The organism is Pseudomonas kielensis, from assembly GCF_014236655.1.
In the GTDB taxonomy this organism is placed as follows: domain Bacteria; phylum Pseudomonadota; class Gammaproteobacteria; order Pseudomonadales; family Pseudomonadaceae; genus Aquipseudomonas; species Aquipseudomonas kielensis.
Map to the genome: position 1 here is coordinate 15,679 of NZ_JACMYG010000014.1, position 21,746 is coordinate 37,424.

Annotated in this window: 20 protein-coding genes and 1 pseudogene; 4 read left to right on the top strand and 17 right to left on the bottom strand. The window is 61.9% G+C overall.

Translation table 11 applies throughout. The features are described 5' to 3' along the window. Positions 1 to 3 precede the first annotated feature (3 nt). The 15 genes and pseudogenes from H7995_RS14945 to exaC all read right to left on the bottom strand — a co-directional run bounded on the left by H7995_RS14945 (position 4) and on the right by exaC (position 15,243). The gene (locus H7995_RS14945) at positions 4 to 1,902 is read right to left on the bottom strand and encodes a TonB-dependent receptor domain-containing protein (protein ID WP_185818555.1); all 1,899 of its coding nucleotides are present in this window, start codon (positions 1,900 to 1,902) and stop codon (positions 4 to 6) included. 157 nt (positions 1,903 to 2,059) lie between these two features. Then, positions 2,060 to 3,958 carry a 1-deoxy-D-xylulose-5-phosphate synthase gene (gene dxs / locus H7995_RS14950; RefSeq protein ID WP_166590468.1) on the bottom strand — a complete coding sequence of 633 codons (1,899 nt, stop codon included), beginning with the start codon at positions 3,956 to 3,958 and terminating at the stop codon, positions 2,060 to 2,062. A gap of 99 nt (positions 3,959 to 4,057) precedes the next feature. Further along, a complete protein-coding gene (gene ispA / locus H7995_RS14955) occupies positions 4,058 to 4,945 on the bottom strand; it encodes a (2E,6E)-farnesyl diphosphate synthase (protein WP_166590467.1) in 888 nt (295 codons plus the stop codon). Continuing rightward, positions 4,942 to 5,184, bottom strand: a complete 243-nt coding sequence (locus tag H7995_RS14960; RefSeq protein WP_095080522.1) for an exodeoxyribonuclease VII small subunit — start codon at positions 5,182 to 5,184, stop codon at positions 4,942 to 4,944. The genes ispA and H7995_RS14960 overlap by 4 nt, the downstream gene beginning before the upstream one ends. 147 nt (positions 5,185 to 5,331) lie before the next feature. Further along, positions 5,332 to 5,436: pseudogene (locus tag H7995_RS14965) on the bottom strand (Fic family protein); the annotation flags it as partial. Between the two features lie 33 nt (positions 5,437 to 5,469). After that, entirely contained in the window at positions 5,470 to 5,610 is a 141-nt protein-coding gene (locus H7995_RS14970) for a hypothetical protein (protein ID WP_182342523.1), read from the bottom strand. Between the two features lie 348 nt (positions 5,611 to 5,958). After that, on the bottom strand, positions 5,959 to 6,708 hold the full coding sequence (locus tag H7995_RS14975; RefSeq protein WP_166590465.1) for an XRE family transcriptional regulator: 750 nt from the start codon (positions 6,706 to 6,708) through the stop codon (positions 5,959 to 5,961). A gap of 228 nt (positions 6,709 to 6,936) precedes the next feature. Further along, a complete protein-coding gene (gene ppa / locus H7995_RS14980) occupies positions 6,937 to 7,464 on the bottom strand; it encodes an inorganic diphosphatase (protein WP_166590464.1) in 528 nt (175 codons plus the stop codon). A gap of 111 nt (positions 7,465 to 7,575) precedes the next feature. Beyond that, positions 7,576 to 8,388: a M90 family metallopeptidase gene (locus H7995_RS14985; RefSeq protein WP_166590463.1), complete on the bottom strand. Its 813-nt coding sequence runs from the start codon at positions 8,386 to 8,388 to the stop codon at positions 7,576 to 7,578. A 6-nt stretch (positions 8,389 to 8,394) separates the two neighbouring features. Beyond that, the gene (locus H7995_RS14990; protein WP_095166259.1) at positions 8,395 to 9,051 is read right to left on the bottom strand and encodes a DedA family protein; all 657 of its coding nucleotides are present in this window, start codon (positions 9,049 to 9,051) and stop codon (positions 8,395 to 8,397) included. A 283-nt stretch (positions 9,052 to 9,334) separates the two neighbouring features. Continuing rightward, entirely contained in the window at positions 9,335 to 9,796 is a 462-nt protein-coding gene (locus H7995_RS14995; protein WP_166590462.1) for a GNAT family N-acetyltransferase, read from the bottom strand. Positions 9,797 to 9,926: 130 nt separating this feature from the next. Next, positions 9,927 to 10,751: an ethanolamine ammonia-lyase subunit EutC gene (gene eutC, locus H7995_RS15000; protein WP_166590461.1), complete on the bottom strand. Its 825-nt coding sequence runs from the start codon at positions 10,749 to 10,751 to the stop codon at positions 9,927 to 9,929. An 11-nt stretch (positions 10,752 to 10,762) separates the two neighbouring features. Next, on the bottom strand, positions 10,763 to 12,157 hold the full coding sequence (locus H7995_RS15005) for an ethanolamine ammonia-lyase subunit EutB (protein WP_166590460.1): 1,395 nt from the start codon (positions 12,155 to 12,157) through the stop codon (positions 10,763 to 10,765). A 98-nt stretch (positions 12,158 to 12,255) separates the two neighbouring features. Next, positions 12,256 to 13,536 (bottom strand): ethanolamine utilization protein EutH, encoded by a 1,281-nt coding sequence (eutH, locus tag H7995_RS15010; protein ID WP_095166265.1) that lies wholly within the window; start codon positions 13,534 to 13,536, stop codon positions 12,256 to 12,258. Between the two features lie 186 nt (positions 13,537 to 13,722). After that, positions 13,723 to 15,243, bottom strand: a complete 1,521-nt coding sequence (gene exaC, locus H7995_RS15015; RefSeq protein WP_185818556.1) for an acetaldehyde dehydrogenase ExaC — start codon at positions 15,241 to 15,243, stop codon at positions 13,723 to 13,725. A gap of 358 nt (positions 15,244 to 15,601) precedes the next feature. Between exaC and H7995_RS15020 the strand changes: the two genes are divergently transcribed. Further along, positions 15,602 to 17,515: a sigma-54-dependent Fis family transcriptional regulator gene (locus tag H7995_RS15020; protein WP_185818557.1), complete on the top strand. Its 1,914-nt coding sequence runs from the start codon at positions 15,602 to 15,604 to the stop codon at positions 17,513 to 17,515. A 23-nt stretch (positions 17,516 to 17,538) separates the two neighbouring features. Here the strand turns inward: H7995_RS15020 and H7995_RS15025 are convergent, their stop codons facing one another. Continuing rightward, positions 17,539 to 18,648: a J domain-containing protein gene (locus tag H7995_RS15025; protein WP_185818558.1), complete on the bottom strand. Its 1,110-nt coding sequence runs from the start codon at positions 18,646 to 18,648 to the stop codon at positions 17,539 to 17,541. A gap of 179 nt (positions 18,649 to 18,827) precedes the next feature. On the opposite strand from H7995_RS15025, the gene mpl reads away from it, so the two are divergent. Genes mpl through H7995_RS15040 form a run of 3 tightly spaced genes read left to right on the top strand, consistent with a single transcriptional unit; the run spans position 18,828 to position 21,092 of the window. Continuing rightward, complete coding sequence (mpl, locus tag H7995_RS15030) at positions 18,828 to 20,177, top strand: UDP-N-acetylmuramate:L-alanyl-gamma-D-glutamyl-meso-diaminopimelate ligase (RefSeq protein WP_166590455.1); 1,350 nt, start codon at positions 18,828 to 18,830, stop codon at positions 20,175 to 20,177. Then, entirely contained in the window at positions 20,174 to 20,806 is a 633-nt protein-coding gene (gene ubiX, locus H7995_RS15035) for a flavin prenyltransferase UbiX (protein WP_095166275.1), read from the top strand. The genes mpl and ubiX overlap by 4 nt, the downstream gene beginning before the upstream one ends. After that, complete coding sequence (locus H7995_RS15040) at positions 20,799 to 21,092, top strand: YceK/YidQ family lipoprotein (protein ID WP_185818559.1); 294 nt, start codon at positions 20,799 to 20,801, stop codon at positions 21,090 to 21,092. Before ubiX ends, H7995_RS15040 begins: the two co-directional genes overlap by 8 nt. Positions 21,093 to 21,098: 6 nt before the next feature. Here the strand turns inward: H7995_RS15040 and H7995_RS15045 are convergent, their stop codons facing one another. Then, the gene (locus H7995_RS15045; protein ID WP_185818560.1) at positions 21,099 to 21,740 is read right to left on the bottom strand and encodes an oxidoreductase; all 642 of its coding nucleotides are present in this window, start codon (positions 21,738 to 21,740) and stop codon (positions 21,099 to 21,101) included. Positions 21,741 to 21,746 lie beyond the last annotated feature (6 nt).

Genomic DNA, 21,746 nt, shown 5'->3' on the forward strand with positions numbered 1-21,746 from the left:
AGCTCAGAGCTGCGGCATCCACGTCACCCCGAACATCAGCGCCCGGCCTTCCTCGCGATAACCGTACTGCTCGCCTTGGTACTGGTACAGCGCGCGGCTGTAGCCCTTGTCCAGCAGGTTGTCGATTTTCATCTGCAGGGTGACTTCGTGGTTCACCGCCCAACTGCTGCGCAGGCCCAGCAGGCCATAGCCGCCCAGGGGCTGGAGGTTTTTCTCGTCGTCGTAGCTGCTGCTGACCGCTTGCCAGGTCGCCCCCAGCCCGAGCTGGTCGAACTGCCGATCCAGGTCCAGGTTCAAGGTGCGGCGCGCACGGCGGGCCAGGGTGTGGCCGCTCTCGCGATCCCGCGGGTCGATGAACGAGATGCCCAGGTTGCTCTGCCAGCCGAACAACTCTTGCTTGAGGGCGGCTTCGAAGCCGTTGATCCGCGCCGAGGCGACGTTTTCCGGGCGGCTGCCGTAGATAATCGCGTCTTCGAGGTCGGTGCGGTAGAGCGAGGCTTCCAGTCGACTGCTGTCAGTCAGTTGGCTGCGCCATTGCAGCTCGTAGCTCTTTGAAGTCTCAGGTTTGAGGCCTGGGTTGTTGTAGTCCGGGTAGTAAAGGTCGTTGAACGTTGGCGCCCGGAAACCTTCGCTGTAGGTCAGCAACAGGTCATTGTCGGCGTTCAGCTGCAGGGTGAAGGTGCCGCTCCAACTGTTCTGGCTGCCGAACTGTTGGTTGTCGTCGCGACGCAGGCCCAGTTCGGTGGAGAAATGCTCGGCGGCGAAGTGATGCTGAATGAACGCGGCGCGGTTCCAGCGGCTGTCTTCGCCTAAAGCGGCGCGCGCACCGTAGTAGTCGAAGTCGCTGTTGACCCGATCTTCGTACCAGTCGCCACCCAGGATCAGGCTGTTCTGCTCGTTGAGGGCCAGGTCGTTCTGCCAGTTCACGGAGTCGCGGTAGGTGTTGAACACCGAATTTTCGGCGCTGAGCTTGTCGCGGGTTTGTTCGCGGTTCTCGCTGTGGCCCAGTTCTACGCGAGTCTTCCAGGTCGGGTTGATGCGGGCATCGAAATAGCTGCTGACGCTACTGACGTTGAAGTCGCTGTAGGGCTTTTGTTGGTAGCTTTGATCGGTGCTTGAGTCGTAGCGCCCGAACGGGCTATCGAACTCGTTCTTGCCGCGGCTATCCAGCACGTTGAAGCCCACTTCCAGATCATCACTCAAGCCATGGCTCAGGCTCAGGCTCAGCGACTGATTGCGGTAGGCGTCGTGATCGCCATCGCTGGGATAGGACTGGTGGGTGCGGTCGATCCCGGCAGTTTCATCCAGGCTGGCGCCGAGGTTGAAGCGGGTGTTGTCGTCGCCACCGGACAGGCCGAGGCTGCGCTCCCAGGTCTGGTTGCTGCCCAACCCCATGTGCAGGCGTGGCTGCAGGCCCGGCTCGGCGCTGCGCCGGGTGAAAATCTGTATCACCCCGCCAATCGCATCGCTGCCATAAATCACTGAGCGCGAGCCGCGCAACACTTCCACGCGCTCGACCTGTTCGATGTTGATGTGCTGCAGGTTGCTGTCGCCGGAGGACGAGTTGCCGATGCGCTGGCCGTCTACCAGCACCAGGCTTTGCGCGGACTTGGTGCCACGCATGTAAATCCCCGGCAAGCTCCCGCGCCCGCCCATCTGGGTGACTTGCACTCCCGGCACCCGGCTCAGCAGGTCGGTGACGCTGGAGGGTTGCAGGCGGTCAATATCGTCGCGGGTGAACACCGTGTTGGCTGCGCTGCTGTCATTGCGGGCTTCGACCTGGCGATTGGCGCTGATCAGGACTTCGGGCAGCTTCAGGGCTTGTTCGCGTTCGAAGGTGTCGGCGAGGGCGCTGACGGTAGGCAGCAGCGAGAGGGTCAGGGCGAGGCGGGGGAGGTTCATCGACGATCCGTTGAGGCTTGGCGGCAAGTAGAGATTTGATAGGCGCTGAAAACTACTGTGGGAGCGAGCTTGCTCGCGATAGCGGAGTGTCAGTCAAGGTTTCAATCGACTGAAAGGCCGCCATCGCGAGCAAGCTCGCTCCCACAGGGTTCTGCGTTTAGATGTTAAGCAGTTGCAGGCGCTCGCGAATCGAAGCTTCGATTCCCGCCTCATCCAACCCGCACTCGGCCAGCATCTGTGCCGGCTTGGCGTGTTCGACGTAGCTGTCCGGCAAGCCCAGGTGCAGCATCGACTTGAGGATGTTTTCGCGGGCGAGGAATTCGCTGACCGCGCCACCGGCGCCGCCCATGATCGCGTTTTCTTCGATGGTCACCAGCAGCTCGTGGCGGCTGGCAATGTCGCGCACCAGTGCTTCATCCAGCGGCTTGACGAAGCGCATGTCGACCACGGTTGCATCCAGGGTTTCGGCGACTTTCAGCGCTTCGGCCAGTTGCACGCCGAATACCAGCAGGGCGACTTTGTGGCCTTGGCGGCGCACCACGCCCTTGCCGATCTCGATCGGCTCCAGGTCTTTGTCGATGGTCGCGTTCGGGCCGTTGCCACGTGGATAACGCACCGCCGCCGGGCCGTTGTACAGGTGGCCGGTGGTGAGCATCTTGCGCAGTTCGTTCTCGTCGCTTGGGGTCATCACCAGCATGCCGGGGATGCAGCGCAGGAACGACAGGTCGAAGCTGCCGGCGTGGGTCGGGCCGTCTTCGCCCACCAGGCCGGCGCGGTCGATGGCAAAGAGCACATCGAGGTTCTGCACCGCTACGTCATGCACCAACTGGTCGTAGCCACGCTGCAGGAAGGTCGAATAGATCGCCACCACCGGTTTTGCGCCTTCGCAGGCCATGCCGGCGGCAAAGGTGACCGCGTGTTGCTCGGCGATCGCCACGTCGAAGTAACGCAGCGGGAAACGCTCGCTGAACGCCACCAGGTCGGAGCCTTCCTTCATCGCCGGGGTAATGCCCACCAGGCGCGGGTCGGCGGCGGCCATGTCGCACAGCCATTCGCCGAACACACCGGAGTACTTCGGCCCGCTGGCCTTCTTCGGCGCGGCGGCCGGGGCATCCAGGGGTTCGAGCTTGGTGATGGCGTGATAGCCGATCGGATCGACTTCCGCCGGGGCGAAACCTTTGCCTTTTTTGGTCACCACGTGCAGGAACTGCGGTCCCTTGAGGTCACGCATGTTGCGCAGGGTGGCGATCAGGGTAGGCAGGTCGTGGCCGTCGATCGGGCCAATGTAGTTCCAGCCCAGTTCTTCGAACAGGGTGCCGGGGACCAGCATGCCCTTGGCGTACTCTTCGGTGCGCCGGGCGATTTCCCAGGCGCCGGGCAGGCGCGACAGGACCTTTTTGCTGCCCTCGCGCATGCTCGCGTAGGTGCGGCTGGAAAGGATCTTGGCCAGGTAGTTGGACAGCCCGCCGACATTGCGCGAGATCGACATGTCGTTGTCGTTGAGGATCACCAGCATGTTGGCGTCGACTTCGGGGGCGTGATTCAGCGCCTCGAAGGCCATGCCTGCGGTCAGGGCGCCGTCGCCGATCACCGCAATGGCCTTGCGATCACTGTTCTGCAGGCGGGCGGCAATGGCCATGCCCAGGGCTGCGCTGATCGAAGTGCTGGAGTGACCGACGCCAAAGGTGTCGTATTCGCTCTCGGAACGGCGCGGGAAGGCGGCGATCCCGTCTTTCTGGCGCAGGGTGCCCATGCGCTCACGACGGCCCGTGAGAATCTTGTGCGGATAAGCCTGATGACCCACGTCCCACACCAGCCGGTCGTCCGGGGTGTCAAAGACGTAATGCAGCGCGATGGTCAGCTCGATCACGCCAAGGCCCGCGCCGAAATGCCCGCCGGTCTGACCGACCGTGTAGAGCAATTCCAGGCGCAACTCATCGGCCAGGGTTTCCAGCTCGGCTTCGCCTAACCGGCGCAAGCCGTCCGGCGTGTTGGCACGGTCGAGCAGGGGCGTGGTCGGGCGCTTGCGGGGAATCTCATGAAACGTCGTGGGCATCAGGCGAATCGTTATAGGTATAAAAGATGCGGCAGTTTACCTGATGCAGCGCACGCTGCCCACGCGGAGCGCGGAACTTGCTGGGCAGCGTGCGCCGGATCAGTTGCGGCGGTCGACGATATAGCGGGCCAGATCGCGCAGCGGCTCGGCCGACGCGTCAAACGGTCGCAGCGCGTGCAGGGCCAGATCGCGCAGTTCCAGGGCATAGGCCTTGGCCGCTTCAAGGCCGAGCAGGGCCGGGTAGGTCGGTTTGTCCCGTGCAATATCGGCGCCCTGGCGTTTGCCCAGGGTCTGGGTATCGCTTTCGACGTCGAGAATGTCGTCCTGCACCTGGAACGCCAGGCCGATGGCCTGGGCATAGGTCTGCAGCGCCTTGAGCTCGCTCTTTTCGGCCCGACCACTGGCCAGGGCGCCAAGCTTGACGCTGGCTTCGATCAGCGCGCCGGTCTTGTGTCGGTGCATGTACTCCAGGGCTTGCTGGTCGAGCTTGATGCCGACCGAACCGAGGTCGATGGCCTGGCCGCCGACCATGCCGGCCGGGCCTGCCGCCAACGCCAGGGCGCTGACCATTTGCAGGCGGATCTCGGCGTCGGCAGTGTTCAGGCGTGGATCGAGCAGGGCGCTAAAGGCCAGGCTCTGCAGGCCGTCACCGGCGAGAATCGCGCAGGCTTCATCGAATTTCTTGTGGGTGGTGGGCTGGCCGCGACGCAGGTCGTCGTCGTCCATGGCCGGCAAATCGTCATGCACCAGCGAGTAGGCGTGGATCAACTCCACCGCACAGGCCGCGCCGTTGGCTTGCTCAGCCTCGCCCCCCAGGGCTTGACAGGCGGCATAGGCCAGCAGCGGGCGTACGCGCTTGCCACCGTTCATCACGCTGTAGCGCATGGCTTCGTACAAGCGCGCGAGCTCCGGGCTCGGCGCGATAAACAGGCTTTCCAGCGCGGCGTTGACCCGGGCCTGGCTGCTGGCCGAATACGCCGCGATCATTCTGGCTGTTCCGCGTCGAAAGGTGCCTCGGCCAGCTCGCCATCACGCTCCAGCAGCACCTGGACCTTCTGCTCGGCCTGTGCCAGTGCGGCCTGGCAATCGCGGGTCAGGCCGATGCCTTGCTCGAAGGCCGTCAGCGAGTCTTCCAGCGACAGCTCGCCGTTCTCCAGACGCTCAACCAGCGTTTGCAGGTCGGCGAGGGATTGTTCGAAATCCAGTGCAGCTTTTTTACGGGCCATGGCGGCTATCCAGGTGACATTTGAACCGGCGCGACACTAGCAGATAGGGGGGTGTGGGGCAAATGAGCAGGTCTCTCAAACGGGCCTGGCGCCGGCATTGCTCGAAGAGTTGACCTGATAGCGGGTACTACGGCCTGCGCCGGGTAAACGGGTCAGGTGGCCATTGCCATCGTCGAACGGGTGGAGGGTGACAAGCCGGAAATGCGCGATGCCGGCACGCAGTAGCGGATCGAGTTGACGATCTATTCGGCTCAGCGTCCAGTTGTCTGCCACTGTTGAGCTGCTTCAGGTCGGCGTCAACGACCCCTGCTGCAACTCCTGGGTGGTGTCGATGATGAAGTTGCGCAGCCAGCGGTTGTGCGGGTCGTCGTTGTGTTCCACGTCCCAGACCATGAATACGCGGAAGGCCGGGACAAAAAACGGCACCGGGCTGACCGTCAGTCGGGCAATACGGGCGTAGGACAGCGCCGCGAAGGTGAGCAGGGGCAGTGTTTGACCAAGAAACCATCCTGGCGGGGGTTTTCAGCGGGCATTAAAAAGCCGGCTTGTGGCCGGCTTCTCGGGGACTGGCTTGGTTTATTTTTGGTAAACCGTACCAGCCTTCAAAACGTACATCCGGATCTTGCGTCCGGCTGTGGGACTTGGCGAGAAAGTCATCTGCCTTGTCGGTGCGATCGGACCGGCGCGGGGCGGGTCGATGCAAATGTGGGGGGCAGCATACTGATTTTTTTGGGGAATTCCCAGCGTGATGTGTGTTGCCGGGCGTTGCGGTGGTCATCCAAAGGGTACGGGTGGACGTTGTTTGTTGAGGGTGGACCACCAGAACACCCAGCCGAGGACGTCGATGTTCTGTTTGATGATTTGTTCGGCGCTGAAGATTTCGTCCGGGTAGCCGCTACGGTTGTGGCTGCGCAGGCGCAAGGCGCCGTCGGGGAGGCGGTGCAGGTATTTGATGCGCAGCATGCCGTCGTGCTTGAGCGCGTAGATCTGGCCGTCAATGATATGGGTCAGGCTGCAGTCGACGGCCAGGGTCGAGCCATCCTGGATTTTCTCCGACATGCTGTCGCCGACCATGGGCACGCAGATGGCGCGGCTGGGTTCGACTTCCAGCCTTTCCAGGTAGCGGCGTGGCAGGCGAACGGCTTCGCCGGGGATTTTCACCACATGGGTGTCGCGGGAGCCGAGGGCTTTGGGCCGTTCTTTGTAGAGGGGCAACTCGATGTCGGGTGAGCCGATACAGACGTGGTAGTGCTCGCGCGGCTCCTGGGTGTCCAGTAGCTTGTCGGCCTGCTCGGGAGCTTGGCCGTTGACGGGATGCTTGGGGCCTTCGCCGTTGATCAGCCATTGGCTGTTGACACTCAGCAGGCGAGCGATTTCTTCGACCCGGGGGTAGGGCACGCCGCGGATGTACCAGTTGTTGATGTGCTGGGGCTCGACGTTGCAGAAGGTAGCGAACTCCGAAGGGGTGATTTTCACCTCCTTGAGGAGTGCCTTGAAGCGTGGGCCGCATTTGTGTTTTTTCATAAACGCGGATTTTACTCAGTCAACTAACTAGATTGAATAAACAAACCGAACAATTTATGCAGGAATATTCTGTTGTTTTGCAAGGGTGTGTAAGCGAACACTAAACGTAACTAAACATCCCTCCAAACTGTATTAATTACTCTGTTACCTGAAGTTCTTATAGTTATAAAAAAACCCCGGATAACCGGGGTTTTTTCAAGCCGTCACTGGCGCCAGGCCAGTGCCGTCTCAGCCTTTGTAGGCCGCAACCGACTTCATGATCTCGGCGCGCGCAGCTTCGGCGTCGCCCCAACCATCGATCTTCACCCATTTGCCTTTTTCGAGATCTTTGTAGTTCTCGAAGAAGTGCTTGATCTGTTCCAGCAGCAGGGCTGGCAGATCGGTGTATTCCTTGATGTCGACATACAACTGGGACAGTTTGTCGTGTGGCACAGCGATAACTTTGGCATCGCCGCCGCCGTCGTCGGTCATGTTCAGGATACCGACTGGACGTGCGCGGATGACCGAGCCTGGTGCAACCGGGTAAGGGGTTACAACCAGCACGTCGAGGGGATCGCCATCGTCAGCCAGGGTGTTGGGGATGAAACCGTAGTTGGCCGGGTAGAACATTGGGGTGGCCATGAAACGGTCAACGAACAGGCAATCGCTGTCTTTGTCGATTTCGTACTTGATCGGCGCGTGGTTGGCCGGGATCTCGATCGCGACGTAGATGTCGTTCGGCAGGTCTTTGCCAGCCGGAATCTTGCTGTAGCTCATTGGGCGGTGCCCCCGTTAGTGGCCAAATGACTTGGCCGGATTGACCAAAAAGTGGCGGCGATTATAGGCATATTCCTGAGCCTGTGCCACGTGCCAGAAGTCGTGTAGACCTTAGTCGTGTGGCTGATACGCCGGATGTTCGGCTTGCAAATGCGCAAGCCTTGCCAGGGGATCCTGGCGGTAAAACAGCTGCAGTTGTCGATAGACCTGTGGATAAGTGCCGTGCAGTAAATCCGGGGCGCTGAAGAAGTACTCGCTGGTGACGGCGAAGAACTCGGCGGGGTTTTCCGCCGCATAGGGGTCGATCGGTGTGTCGGCGTCGGGGTTGTGGTCGAGCTGGCGGTTGAGGTCGTCGTAGGCGTGTTGCATCACCTGCGCCCAGTCCGAGACCCGCATGTCGCTGTGCAGCGGCGGCAGGCCGTTGGCGTCGCCGTTGAGCATGTCGAGCTTGTGCGCCAGTTCGTGGATCACCAGGTTGTAGCCTTCCCAGCCACCACTGGCCATCACCCCCGGCCAGGCCAGGATGATAGGCCCCTGTTGCCAAGCCTCACCGCTGTGCTCGCCGTCCCACTCATGCTCGACGCCACTGGCATCGCGATGGCGCTGCGGGCTGAGGAAGTCGTCGGGGTACAGCACGATCTCGTGGAAGCCCTGATACCAGTTCAGATCGCCCAGGTGCAGCAGCGGCAGTTGGGCCTGGGCGGCGAGTAGCAGGCGCTGTTCCTGGTGCAATTCAACGCCGGGCAGGCATGTCAGGTGTTTGTCCTGCAGGAACAGCACGGCCGACTCGCGCAGCCACTGGTCCTCGGCTTCGCTCAGGCCGTCGAGAAAACTCAGGTGCTGACGGACCCGCTGCCACGTTTCATCGGCAACGGGGTGCTTGGCCAGGGTGCGTTGGCGACGCCAGGTGCTGAGCAGGCCCATGGGCGATCAGCGCGACTGGGCTTTGGAGCTCGAGCCACCGAAGCGGCTGCGGACCAGGCCAATGATCATCGGCACCAGCGACAACAGGATGATGCCCACCACCAGCAGCGACAGGTTCTTCTTGATGAAGGGCACGTTGCCGAAGAAGTAACCCAGGGTCACCAGGCCGCCGACCCAGAGAATGGTGCCGAACACGCTGAAAGCGAAAAAGCGCGGATAGGGCATCTTGGCGACCCCGGCGACGAAGGGCGCGAAGGTCCGGATGATCGGCAGGAAGCGCGCCAGCGTCACGGTTTTACCACCGTGCTTTTCATAGAAATCGTGGGTTTGTTGCAGGTAGTCGCGACGGAAGATTTTCGAGTTGGGGTTACTGAACAGTTTTTCCCCGGCCGTTCGACCGACCACATAGTTGGTACTGTCTCCGAGTATCGCCGCCAGCATCAGCAAGCCGCCCAGCAGTACGGGGTCCATGCCACCACCGGCGGCAACGGCACCGGCGATGAACAGCAGCGAATCGCCCGGCAGGAAGGGCATGACCACCAGGCCGGTTTCGCAGAAGATCACCAGGAAAAGAATGGCGTAGATCCATGGCCCGTAGTTGGTGACCAGCATATCGAGGTACACATCGAGATGCAGGACAAGGTCGATCGGGTTGAAATCCATGGGGGGCACCTGTGTGACGGCTCGACTCGGCAAGCCTGTACGGAAAGTCTGAAAAAAATGGCTACAAGTTTGCGGGCTATTTCTTACGGCCGATAAAGATCGCGATTATACGGACAGCAAAGTGAAAAGCGTGTGGGTTTTGTAGCGAGGGATTACGAATGCGATGGGGAGCGGATACCAGGGCAATGGAGTGCATCGGCTTCAGCCTGGGTTCAGGTTTCAGGGGCGCATCGCACCCCCCGGCGAGAGCGTGCGCCCTCGCTACCTGGAAACATAGGTCATGTCAGAGTTCGTCGCTGATCGGCAAGATGTAGTTCTTGAACTCGTTGTCTTCACGAAAACCCATGGACTCGTAGGTCTTTTGCGCCACCAGGTTGTCGCTGCTGGTGGACACGCGCATGCGCACGGCCTGGGTTTCCTTGGCCATTTTTTTCGCGGTGCGCATCAGGTTGTCGGCGACCAGTTGGCGGCGGGCGTCTTCGGCGACGTAGATGTCGTTGAGGATCCATACCCGCTTGAGCGACAGGGACGAGAAGCTCGGGTATAGCTGGCAGAAGCCCAGCAGCCGGCCATCGTCGTCATCCGGCAGGGCCAGGTAGATCACCGACTCCTTGCGGCGCAGGCGTTTTTCCAGGAACGCGCGGGAAGAGTCCGGGTAAGGCAGCGAGCCGTAAAACTCGCGGTACTTGACGAACAGAGGCGTCAGCAGGTCCAGGTGCTCGAGAGTAGCTTGAATAATCCGCATGCTAGAGGCCTCAACTTCAAGTAGATATGACGGCAGTTTCCAGTGGATTTGACGGCAATTGATCCATCACTCGGGCAGCCGTTCGTCGACTCTGCCTCAAAGCGCGACTAAAACGCAATCCGCATTGGACTCAAGGATTCTGCGGTCCCAGCAGGAAATTGGAGCTGGTTTGTGCGTCGTTTTCTGACTCGATAGTCTGCAATTGCGCCTCGTCTTTCAGGTTGACGCCCGACAACTGCCGACGACAGGCCTCACGCATCAGGTACAGCAAGCGGTGGGCGGCCATGCCGTAGCTCAGGCCTTCGAGGCGGACATTGGAGATGCAGTTGCGGTAGGCGTCCGTCAGGCCGACCTTGGGGTTGTAGGTGAAATACAGGCCAAGGCTGTCGGGAGAGCTGAGGCCGGGGCGTTCGCCGATCAGGATCACCACCATTTTTGCCCCCAGCAACTGGCCGATTTCGTCGGCCACGGCGACGCGACCTTGCTCCACCAGGATTACCGGTGACAGGGACCAGCCTTCAGCCTGGGTCTGTTCTTCCATGCGCGCCAGGAAGGGCAGGGTGTGCCGATGGACCGCAAGTGCCGACAGGCCATCGGCCACCACCACGGCCAGGTCGACTCCGCCTGGGTGGGCCGCGGCGTAGTCGCGCAGGGTTTGCGCCGAGTGCTCGGAGAGTTTGCGCCCCAGGTCCGGGCGCTGCAGGTAGCTGTGCCGATCGCTGGCGGCGCTGTGCAGCAGCAGGCTGGCGCGTCCGGCTTCGGCCAGTTGCGCGCTCAGCCCGGCGTGATCGAAGGCCAGGTGCACGGCGTCTCGGGCCTGGGCATGGGCGTACTGGAAGTCCAGTTGGGCGCCGGTCGGCATGCTGGTGCCGGACCGGCCCAGGGCGATGCGCGCAGGGGTCAGGCGGCGCAGTTCCAGCCAGGGGTTCTGCGGGTCGATCGGTGGTTGTTCCATAAGCACCTCGTTCATCCCAGTTGCGCCAGGGCCTGGCGGAAGGCCGGCGGCAGGTTGTTGCCGAACCGGACCTTGCCGTCACCCTGCGTGAAAATGCCCATGTTCGCCAGCCATGCCTCGAATTCCGGAGCCGGTTTCAGGCCCAGGGTCTGGCGCGCGTAGAGGGCGTCGTGGAAGGAGGTGGTCTGGTAGTTGAGCATGATGTCGTCGGAGCCGGGGATGCCCATGATGAAGTTGATCCCGGCCACACCCAGCAGGGTCAGCAGGGTGTCCATGTCGTCCTGGTCGGCTTCGGCGTGGTTGGTGTAGCAGATGTCGCAGCCCATGGGCACGCCGAGCAACTTGCCGCAGAAGTGGTCTTCAAGGCCGGCGCGGATGATCTGTTTGCCGTTGTACAGGTACTCCGGGCCGATGAAGCCGACCACGGTATTGACCAGAAATGGCTTGAAATGCCGCGCCACGGCATAGGCCCGGGTCTCGCAGGTTTGCTGATCGAGGCCGAAGTGAGCGTTGGCCGACAACGCGCTGCCCTGGCCGGTCTCGAAATACATCAGGTTTTGCCCCAAGGTGCCGCGGTTGAGGCTCAGGCCGGCGTCATAGCCTTCCTGGAGTACGCTGAGGCTGATGCCAAAGCTGGCGTTCGCGGCTTCGGTGCCGGCAATCGACTGGAACACCAGGTCCAATGGCACGCCACGGTTGATCGCCTCGATGGAGGTGGTGACGTGGGTCAGAACGCAGGCCTGGGTGGGGATTTCGTAGCGTTGGATCACCGCGTCGAGCATTTCCAGCATGGCGCAGATCGAGGCGATGCTGTCGGTGGCCGGGTTGATGCCGATCATCGCGTCGCCATTGCCGTACAGCAGGCCGTCGAGAATGCTCGCCGCGATACCGGCCGGCTCGTCGGTGGGGTGGTTGGGTTGCAGGCGGGTCGAGAGGCGACCGCGCAGGCCCAGGGTCCCGCGAAAACGGGTGATCACACGAATTTTCTGCGCCACCAGCACCAGGTCTTGCACGCGCATGATTTTCGACACGGCGGCGGCCATTTCCGGGGTCAGGCCGGGGGCCAGCGCACGCAGGCTGTGTTCGTCGGCCGCGTCGCTGAGCAGCCAGTCACGAAAACCACCGACGGTCAGGTGGCTGACGGTGGCAAAGGCGTTGGCGTCGTGGGTATCGATGATCAGTCGGGTAACTTCATCGCTCTCGTAGGGAATCAGTGCTTCTTGCAAAAAATGCTTGAGCGGGATGTCCGCCAGGGCCATTTGCGCTGCCACCCGCTCGCCGTCGTTTTGCGCGGCGACACCGGCCAGGAAGTCTCCGGAGCGTGCCGGGCTGGCCTTGGCCATGACGTCCTTGAGGTCGTCGAAGCGGTAGGTCTGGGCGCCCACGCTATGGGAAAAACTTGCCATTTCAGTCTCCGTTTCAAATAGGACAGTGCGCTGCCCAGGGCCGGCCGTGGCTGAGCATGCCACGCTCGGTGTCGGCAGCGCACTTCAATGCAGCAGACTCAGGCCGTTGCCTTGGTGCCATCGGGGTGCAGGGTTTCCGGCAGCGGCAGGCCCAAGTATTCGCCCTTGGCAATGATCCCGGCGGCGCGGTCCTCGGCTTCCAGTTGCAAGGCCTTGGGTACCGACAGCCAGTACGCCAGGCCCACGGCAATGAAACCTGCACTTATCTTGCCAATCAGCACCGGCAGAATGATGGTGGGCTGGAAGTTGGCGGTGAAGGACAGGTGGTCGCCCAGCAGGAAGGCCGCGCACACGCCAAAGGCAATGTTGATGACTTTGTCCTTTGGCGGCATGAAGCGCACCAGGCGGAACATGGCCAGGATGTTGGCGATGGTGGCCAGCATGCCAGCACTGCCGACGGCGCTCAGGCCGATCTTGCTGCCCAGGCTTTCCAGCGGCTTGCCCAGGTATTTACGCAGCAGGTAGACCATCGGGAAGGCACCGGCCAGCATGATGCCGATGTAGCCGGCGGTTTCCAGGGCGCGGGTCTGGTCTTCGGCGTCGGCGATGATCGGGTGGAACCCCCAGCTGCCGAACACCAGGGTGAACACACCGGTGAAGTATTCGACGATGGAGAACACCAGCACCAGCTTGATCGCCGCGTCCAGGGTGCGACCGAAGATGATGAAACCCTTGATCATCAGGTCGGGCAAAAAGCGCAGGCCCAGGGCCAGGGCCACGACGAAGATCAGGATCGGCAGCAGGTTGGCGAAGATGCTGCCCAGGCCCAGGGCCAACTGATAGGTGGCCTCGCCGTTGGTCGATACCAGGTCGCGTACCAGCGGGTTGCTGAACGCAAGGATGACGCTGGCGATCAGCACGCCCAGGGGGATGGTCAGGATGCCCGACATGATGCCCAGGGCCATGTACTTGTGGTCGCGCTTGTCGAGCATCGCCAGGCCCATGGGGATGGAGAAGACGATGGTCGCGCCGCCCATGAAGCCGGTGATCAGTGCCATGACCAATGCTTCTTTACTGGCCGCCAGGGCCGACGCCAGGTGATAGCCACCCATGTCCGAGGCAATGATCATGGTCGCCGCCAGTGCCGGGTCGGCGCCCAGGGAACTGAAGAACGGGCCGAAGGCTTTTTCGATGACCACGGTCAGGTAGGGGATGGACGCCATGATCCCCGCCGCCGGCACGAAGATATGCCCGGTGGCGTGGATGCCTTCCATGAATTCTTTACCAAGTCCTTCATCGCTGTTGTAGATCGCCGCGAAGGCGCCGAGTACGGCGCAGAACATGATGAGATAGAGCACGTAGTTGCCGATCTGATCCATTGCGGATTCCTTTCTTATTGTTGTTTTCCAGCGCGCACGCTGTGTTCACCAAAGGCACGCGGGCCATTGCGATGTTCTGCTTGCAGCCGTGCACCCGGCCGCCTAACGGGGCCGAATGCATTGCACGGAAAATGAGTCTTGTCGGAACAAGCCAGTCCCGGCGACCGAAGTCGCCGGGAGGTTGGATCAGAAGAAGCCCAGCGGGTTGATGTCGTAGCTCACCAGCAGGTTTTTGGTCTGCTGGTAGTGATCGAGCATCATCTTGTGGGTTTCACGGCCGACGCCGGACTTCTTGTAGCCACCGAACGCGGCGTGCGCCGGGTACAGGTGGTAGCAGTTGGTCCACACTCGACCGGCCTTGATGGCGCGGCCCATGCGGTAAGCGCGGTTGATGTCGCGGGTCCAGAGACCGGCGCCCAGGCCGAACTCGGTGTCGTTGGCAATGGCCAGGGCTTCGGCTTCGTCCTTGAAGGTGGTGATGCTCACCACCGGGCCGAAGATTTCCTCCTGGAACACGCGCATTTGGTTGGTGCCCTTGAGCAGGGTCGGCTGGATGTAATAGCCGGTCGCCAGGTTGCCCTCGAGTTTTTCCACCTTGCCACCGGTCAGCAGCTCGGCGCCTTCGCCCTTGGCGATTTCCAGGTAGGAGAGAATCTTGTCGAATTGCTGCTCGGAAGCCTGGGCACCGACCATGGTGTCGGTGTCGAGTGGGTCGCCACGCTTGATTTGCAGGACCTTCTTCATCACCACTTTCATGAAGTCGTCGTAGATCGACTCTTGCACCAGGGCGCGAGACGGGCAGGTGCAGACTTCACCTTGGTTGAAGAACGCCAGCACCAGGCCTTCGGCGGCTTTCTCGATGAAGGATTCTTCGGCTTGCATGATGTCGGCGAAGAAGATGTTCGGCGACTTGCCGCCCAGTTCCACGGTGGACGGAATGATGTTCTCGGCGGCGCATTTCATGATGTGCGAGCCAACCGGGGTCGAGCCGGTGAACGCGATCTTGGCGATGCGCTTGCTGGTGGCCAGGGCTTCGCCGGCTTCTTTGCCGAACCCTTGCACCACGTTCAGCACGCCCGGTGGCAGCAGGTCGCCGATCAGTTCCAGCAGCACGCTGATGCCCAGCGGCGTTTGCTCGGCAGGCTTGAGCACCACGCAGTTACCGGCAGCCAGGGCCGGCGCGAGTTTCCAGGCGGCCATCAGGATCGGGAAGTTCCACGGGATGATCTGGCCGACCACGCCCAGCGGTTCGTGGAAGTGATAGGCCGCGGTGTGTTCGTTGATTTCGGCAGAGCTGCCTTCTTGCGCGCGGATGCACCCGGCGTAGTAACGGAAGTGATCCGCCGCCAGCGGGATGTCGGCGTTCAGGGTTTCACGCACGGCCTTGCCGTTGTCCCAGGATTCGGTGACCGCCAGGACTTCGAGGTTCTGCTCGATGCGATCGGCGATTTTCAACAGCACCAGGGAGCGGTCCTGGACCGAGGTCTTGCCCCAGGCGTCGGCGGCAGCGTGGGCAGCGTCGAGGGCTTTTTCGATGTCTTCAGCTGTGGAACGGGGGAATTCGGCAATCGGTTGGCCGTTCACCGGCGAGGTATTGGTGAAGTACTGACCTTTGACAGGCGCGACGAACTCGCCGCCGATGTAGTTACCGTATTTGCTCTTGAACGAAACGATAGCGCCTTCTTGACCGGGGTGAGCGTAACGCATGATGAGTGTCTCCTTGGCTTTTGTGCTTATAGGGGAGTACGCGCAATGAGCGCTGGTACAAGCCTAGAGCAAAGGTCGGGCCAGTGCCTTGTGGTGCCTATAAATCAAGGGCTTGCGCCGTCGGCGGCAGGGCTTTGTCCACGGGCTGTGCCAGATGCGATACGGGGCTTGTGACACTTTGTGCCGTTTGTGGCACAGCGTGTGACCGGTCGGTCTCGTCGGCATTGCAATGCGCGTCGGGCTGGAGGATGCTCGGCTGCATGAGAGGGCGAAGCACTCGCCTGAACCAGGCACAAGATAGGGGACACGGGGGTCAGGAACGCTCTGCGGACCTGACCCTCGGGGAGAACAATAAGAAATGCACAACAACCATTTGAGCCGCCATGCCCAGCAGGTCTTGACCGTCACCCAGGGCAAGAACCAGTTGCACGGTCCGGGCAGCGATCCATCCATCGCCCGCTCCTGGCTGCGGTGCCTGGAGGACTATCACCTCGATCCGGCATTGGCCATGGCGCCCACGGTGCTTGAGCATGGTCGGGTGCTGGAAAGTCGGGAGCGCTTGCAGCAGGTGCTGCAGATCGCCGGCGGCGAAATGAACAGCCTGCATCAGCAACTCAGCGGTGCCGGGCATGCGGTGCTGTTGACCGACGCCCGCGGGGTGATCCTCAACTGTGTCACGGCGCCCACCGAGCGCAAGATCTTCGAGCGCGCCGGCCTGTGGCTCGGTGCCGACTGGAGTGAGGCCTGCGAAGGCACCAACGGGATCGGCACCTGCCTGGTGGAACGCCAGGCGCTGACCATTCATCAGGATGAACACTTCCGGGGACGCCACACCGGCCTGACCTGCTCGGCCAGCCCGGTGTTCGACCCCCATGGCGAACTGCTGGCGGTGCTCGACGTCTCCTCGGCGCGCCATGATGTTTCGCGCCAGAGCCAGTTCCACACCATGGCGCTGGTCAATCTCTCGGCGAAAATGATCGAGAGCTGCTACTTCCTGCGCCATTTCGACAACCAGTGGTTGCTACGCTTTCACCTGCAGGCCGAGTCGGTCGGGCTGTTCAGCGAAGGGCTGCTGGCGTTTGACGGGGAAGGGCGCATCAGCGCCGTCAACCAGAGCGCGCTGAACCTGCTGGGGCATATTCGCGGCGGCCTGGTGGGCAAGCCGGTGGAGGCCTTTTTCGACTGTTCGCTGGATCAACTGTTATCCCGCGCCAGCGTCAACGCCAGCGCCAGTTGGCCGCTGCGCACCCGTGACGGCCGGGCCTTGTTTGCCCTGCTGCGCGGTCAGCCGCGCAGTGTGCCTGCGCCAGTTGTGCCTGCGCCGAGGATTGCCGAACGCCCGCGCTTGGCCGGTATTTGCCTGGGTGATGAAGGTCTGCAGGCCGATTTTCGCAAAGCCCTGCGGGTGTTCGAGCGTGATGTGCCGCTGTTGATCAACGGCGAGACCGGCTCGGGCAAAGAGGCCTTTGCCAAGGCCGTGCACCAGGCCAGCCAGCGTGCCGACAGAGCCTTTGTCGCGCTCAATTGCGCGGCCATTCCGGAAAGCCTGATCGAGAGCGAACTGTTCGGTTACCGCGGCGGCAGCTTTACCGGCGCACGCAAGGAAGGTATGCGCGGCAAGCTGCAGCAGGCCGATGGCGGCACCTTGTTCCTGGATGAAATCGGCGACATGCCCCTGGCCCTGCAAACCCGCTTGTTGCGGGTGCTCGAGGACCGGCTGGTGGTGCCGATTGGTGGCGAGCCGCAGGCGGTCAACGTGCGGATCATCAGCGCCACCCACCGGGACTTGCTGGAGCGGGTGCAGGATGGCAGCTTCCGTGAAGACCTGTACTACCGGCTCAATGGCCTGGAGGTGGGCTTGCCGCCCCTGCGTGAGCGCGGTGATAAATCCCAGTTGCTGGACTTCCTGTTGGCTGAAGAGGCGGGGGACGAGACCGTCCTGATCGACGCCCCCGCGCGCCAGGCCCTGCTCGATTTCTCCTGGCCGGGTAACGTGCGGCAGTTGCGCACGGTATTGCGGACCCTGGCGGCATTGTGTGAAGACGGACGCATTGGCGTCGAAGACTTGCCGGCGATGATTCGCCAGGCACGTCCGGCGCTGACCCCCTCGGTCGGCGAACTGCCGGAACTGCCGCTCAATGATGCCGAACGCTTGGTACTGCTCAATGCCCTGGAGCAAACACGCTGGCACATGACCCACACCGCCGAACAGTTGGGCGTCAGCCGCAACACCCTCTATAGAAAGCTGCGCAAGCACGGGATAACCCGTTAGGTGTCGGCTGACGTGACGGTTGTTCAGCGAAAGAACGGGTCGTCGTTGAGTGATTTTTCCATCTCGCGCTCATAGTCCCTCTGTGCCTTGAGCCAGGCTTTCAGGTTCTTGGGATCATTCAGCTCTTCGCCGAGCAGCATAAGTTCCTGAATATCATCCAGGACCGAGTCGAGTTGATGCTGGTAAAAACCAGGTAGGTTCGCCAGTGTCAGTTTGTCGAATGGGTCGATATTAAATTGCAGTCTGAACCCTTGCTCCTGATCGAATACTTCCTGTTTCAGCTCATCGAGTTGCTCGGTCAATACGCGGTTGTAATGTTTCAGTCGATCAGCGGTCAGCGTGTTGAGGGTGCTGGCATCGATGTGCTCCAACTCCAGCTGCAGTTGCAGCAGCCCAAGCAGATTGCGCTGGCCATAGGCATGGTTGACGCGCTGCATCAACACGGTTTTGCGCTCGCGCTCGTCGGGGTCGGTTTCTCGGTCTGGGTGCAGGGCGCTGGCCAGTTTGCGATACACCTCGCGCACGGACTGGCTGGCCTCGGCGGCGGCTGCTTCCTGGCGTAGCTGGTGGGCGTTTTTCTTGCCAGGTTTGCTTGGCTCGGGTTGTTCGCTCTGCAAGCGTTGATTTATTTTTTCCGCGATTTCCTCGGGAGACAGCCCGTGGATATCGTCGTCGAGCTCGACCCCGAACATCTCCTGCAGCCCCAGTTTGAGAAGCTCGTTGTCTTCTTCCTCATCGGTATCGAAGTCGCGGCCACTGTGCTGGTTGTACAGCGCTTTCAAGCGAACCAGTTCCTCATCACTGCAATTGCCGCTATCAAGCAAGCTGTAGGCTTGGCCGCAAATTTCCTGGGTCAGCGTCTTGCGATCAGTTTTCGAGAGTTTGATCCGCTCACCCAGGTCGCTCAGCAGTTGCACGAACCCGACCGTGTGCTGATGCAGGATGTCGAGCTGGGGAAGGAACTCACTGTGCCAGCGCTGCTCATACAGCGGGGTGGCCGCTTCCCACGCTTGCAGGATCTGCCGCTGTTTGTCGATTTTCTTCACCAGCTCATTGAATTTTCGCTGCCCGGCAGACAGTTTTTTGGGGTCTTTGTCTGGGGAGATACTGAGCTCATGGGGGGTTGTACTCATGCGCAGCCTCTGGCGATCACTCTGGCGTGTGGGGTGCCAAGACTATCAAGGACATTGGTGTTGTACAGGGTCGCAGGCAGATTCTGGATGTTCAGTAGTGCAATGGCGTGCGGTTGAAACATCAGGTGCGATTTTTCCCACCCTAGGCTAACCTGCCTCGATGTTTTACGAGGTTGACTATGCACATTCATATCCTGGGTATCTGCGGCACTTTCATGGGCTCGATGGCGGTTCTGGCCAAAGAGCTGGGCCATCGCGTGACCGGCTCCGACGCGAATGTCTATCCGCCGATGAGCACGCAACTGGAAGCTCAGGGCATTGAACTGACGCAGGGTTATGACCCGGCCCAGCTCGACCCGGCCCCGGACCTGGTGGTGATTGGCAATGCCATGTCCCGCGGTAACCCGGCGGTCGAATACGTCTTGAACAAAGGCTTGCCGTACGTCTCCGGCCCGCAGTGGCTGGCCGACCATGTGCTGCAAGGACGTTGGGTGCTGGCGGTTGCCGGCACCCACGGCAAGACCACCACCAGCAGCATGCTCGCCTGGGTGCTGGAGCACGCGGGCATGAGCCCGGGCTTCCTGATCGGCGGCGTGCCACAGAATTTCTCGGTCTCGGCGCGTCTGGGCGACACGCCGTTTTTTGTGATCGAAGCCGACGAATACGACAGCGCCTTCTTCGACAAGCGTTCGAAGTTCGTCCACTACCGCCCGCGCACGGCGATCCTCAATAACCTTGAGTTCGATCACGCGGACATCTTCCCCGATCTGCCAGCGATCGAGCGGCAGTTCCACCATTTGGTGCGCACCATCCCAAGCGAAGGGCTGGTGATTCATCCCACCACTGAGCCGGCTTTGCAGCGCGTGATCGAGATGGGCTGCTGGACCCCGGTGCAAACCACCGGTGCCGGCGGGCAATGGCAGGTCAAGTTGCTCAGCGAAGACGGGTCGAAGTTTGAAGTGCTGTTCGAGGGCGTCGCCCAAGGCGTGGTCGAGTGGGACATGACCGGTCAGCACAACGTCGCCAACGCCTTGGCGACCCTGGCGGCGGCGCGCCATGTCGGCGTGCTCCCGGCCATGGGCATTGCAGCGTTGAGCGCGTTCAAGAGTGTGAAGCGGCGGATGGAGGTTGTGGCCCAGGTCAACGGCATCACCCTCTACGACGACTTTGCCCACCACCCGACGGCCATCGCTACAACCCTGGACGGCCTGCGCAAGCGCATCGGCGACGCCCCGCTGATTGCCATCATCGAGCCGCGTTCCAACTCCATGAAACTCGGCGCGCACCGCGACGGATTGCCCCAAAGCGTGGTCGATGCCGACCAGGTGATCTGGTACGCCCCGGCCAACCTGGGCTGGGATCTGGCGGCCACCGCGGCGCTGTGTACGGTGCCATCGATCGTCAGCGATTCGCTGGAGGGCATCATTGCGCGGGTCAAAAGCCAGGCTCAACCCGGCACGCACGTGGTAATCATGAGCAATGGCGGCTTCGGCGGCCTGCACGGCAAGCTCGCCGAGGCGCTTAAATGAACAACGGTCCGGATCGCATCACGCTGGCCATGACGGGCGCTTCAGGCGCCCAGTATGGCTTGCGCCTGCTCGATTGCCTGGTGCGCGAAGACCGTGAGGTGCATTTTCTGATCTCCAAGGCCGCGCAATTGGTGCTGGCCACCGAGACCGACGTCACGCTGCCGCCCAAGCCGCAGATGATGCAGGCCTTCCTCACCGAATACACCGGCGCGGTCGCCGGGCAGATTCGGGTGTATGGCAAGGAGGACTGGATGTCGCCGGTGGCTTCGGGCTCCGGCTCGCCGGCAGCGATGGTGGTGGTGCCCTGTTCCACCGGGACCTTGTCCGCCATCGCCATGGGCGCCTGCAACAACCTGATCGAACGTGCCGCCGACGTGACCTTGAAAGAGCGCCGGCAGCTGATTGTGGTGCCGCGCGAGGCGCCGTATTCGAGCATTCACCTGGAAAACATGCTCAAGCTGTCGAACATGGGCGTGACCATCCTGCCGGCGTCGCCGGGTTTCTATCATCAGCCGCAGACCATCGATGACCTGGTGGATTTTGTCGTGGCGCGGATTCTCAATGTGCTGAACATCCCGCAGGACATGCTGCCACGCTGGGGCGAACACCATCTGAGCAGTGATGAATAAGCTGCTGCTGGTGCTGCTGGTGCTGCTGGCCTTGCAGCTGGCAGGGTGCGCCAGTGTGCGCACCCTGGATGCGGCGCAACCGGGCGCTCCGGTGGTGTATTCCGGGACGCGACTGGACTGGTATGCGCTGCAGGGCGGCTGTTGTGCCAAGGATCGATTTGGCGCCGAAGCGCCGAGTTACCCCGGCCTCGACCTGCCGGCCAGCGCCTTGCTCGACACGCTGTTGTTGCCGTTGTCAGTGTTGACGGTGCTCGGGATCGGGTTTCAGGCGACGGGTGGGTTGTAGCGGGGGCTACTTGCCCAGCTTGCGCAGTTCGTCCGATTCCACCACCCGCACCCCATCCTGCTCCTCCAGCGCCAGGCGCCACATGGCGCGGGCCAGTTGGCAGGCTTCGATGCCGCGGTACTTGCCCGGGATCAACCGGGATAGCGGGCCGGCCACTTGCTCGGCCAGGCGTGGCTCCAGGCGTTCCCCCAGCAGCAGGGAAGGTCGGCAGATGGTCAGCTGTGGCCAGTCTTGCGCGCGCAGGGCCTGTTCCATTTCCCCTTTGACACGGTTGTAGAACACCGAGGACTTTGGGTCCGCGCCGATGGCGCTGATCACGATCAGGTGCCGTGCACCCATTTCGCGCGCGCGTTTGGCGAAGGCCACCACCATGTCCATGTCTACCGCACGGAACGCCGATTCCGAGCCCGCCTGCTTGATCGTCGTTCCCAGGCAGCAGTAGGCGATGTCTACCCGACCACTGAGTTGAGGCAGGAATGCGCAGGGGTCGCCGACCGGGTTTTCCAGGTGCGGATGTTCCGCCAGCGGCCGGCGAGAGGGCGCCAGTACGCGGCTGATGGTGGGCTCGTTGAGCAAGCGGTCGAGCAAGTGTTCACCGGTCAGGCCGGTGGCTCCGGCGAGCAGTACGTGCTGAGGCGTCAAGTACATAGTGTT

Excerpts from the sequence above, each read along its gene's own strand:
- H7995_RS14975 (WP_166590465.1), bottom strand. The coding sequence starts at position 6,708 with ATGAAAAAACACAAATGCGGCCCACGCTTCAAGGCACTCCTCAAGGAG.
- H7995_RS15040 (WP_185818559.1), top strand. The coding sequence starts at position 20,799 with ATGAATAAGCTGCTGCTGGTGCTGCTGGTGCTGCTGGCCTTGCAGCTG.
- dxs (WP_166590468.1), bottom strand. The coding sequence starts at position 3,958 with ATGCCCACGACGTTTCATGAGATTCCCCGCAAGCGCCCGACCACGCCC.
- H7995_RS15045 (WP_185818560.1), bottom strand. The coding sequence starts at position 21,740 with ATGTACTTGACGCCTCAGCACGTACTGCTCGCCGGAGCCACCGGCCTG.
- H7995_RS14960 (WP_095080522.1), bottom strand. The coding sequence starts at position 5,184 with ATGGCCCGTAAAAAAGCTGCACTGGATTTCGAACAATCCCTCGCCGAC.
- ppa (WP_166590464.1), bottom strand. The coding sequence starts at position 7,464 with ATGAGCTACAGCAAGATTCCGGCTGGCAAAGACCTGCCGAACGACATC.
- exaC (WP_185818556.1), bottom strand. The coding sequence starts at position 15,243 with ATGCGTTACGCTCACCCCGGTCAAGAAGGCGCTATCGTTTCGTTCAAG.
- H7995_RS14990 (WP_095166259.1), bottom strand. The coding sequence starts at position 9,051 with ATGGATTTCAACCCGATCGACCTTGTCCTGCATCTCGATGTGTACCTC.
- H7995_RS14945 (WP_185818555.1), bottom strand. The coding sequence starts at position 1,902 with ATGAACCTCCCCCGCCTCGCCCTGACCCTCTCGCTGCTGCCTACCGTC.
- eutC (WP_166590461.1), bottom strand. The coding sequence starts at position 10,751 with ATGGAACAACCACCGATCGACCCGCAGAACCCCTGGCTGGAACTGCGC.
- ubiX (WP_095166275.1), top strand. The coding sequence starts at position 20,174 with ATGAACAACGGTCCGGATCGCATCACGCTGGCCATGACGGGCGCTTCA.
- mpl (WP_166590455.1), top strand. The coding sequence starts at position 18,828 with ATGCACATTCATATCCTGGGTATCTGCGGCACTTTCATGGGCTCGATG.
- H7995_RS15005 (WP_166590460.1), bottom strand. The coding sequence starts at position 12,157 with ATGGCAAGTTTTTCCCATAGCGTGGGCGCCCAGACCTACCGCTTCGAC.
- H7995_RS15025 (WP_185818558.1), bottom strand. The coding sequence starts at position 18,648 with ATGAGTACAACCCCCCATGAGCTCAGTATCTCCCCAGACAAAGACCCC.
- ispA (WP_166590467.1), bottom strand. The coding sequence starts at position 4,945 with ATGATCGCGGCGTATTCGGCCAGCAGCCAGGCCCGGGTCAACGCCGCG.
- H7995_RS15020 (WP_185818557.1), top strand. The coding sequence starts at position 15,602 with ATGCACAACAACCATTTGAGCCGCCATGCCCAGCAGGTCTTGACCGTC.
- H7995_RS14995 (WP_166590462.1), bottom strand. The coding sequence starts at position 9,796 with ATGCGGATTATTCAAGCTACTCTCGAGCACCTGGACCTGCTGACGCCT.
- eutH (WP_095166265.1), bottom strand. The coding sequence starts at position 13,536 with ATGGATCAGATCGGCAACTACGTGCTCTATCTCATCATGTTCTGCGCC.
- H7995_RS14985 (WP_166590463.1), bottom strand. The coding sequence starts at position 8,388 with ATGGGCCTGCTCAGCACCTGGCGTCGCCAACGCACCCTGGCCAAGCAC.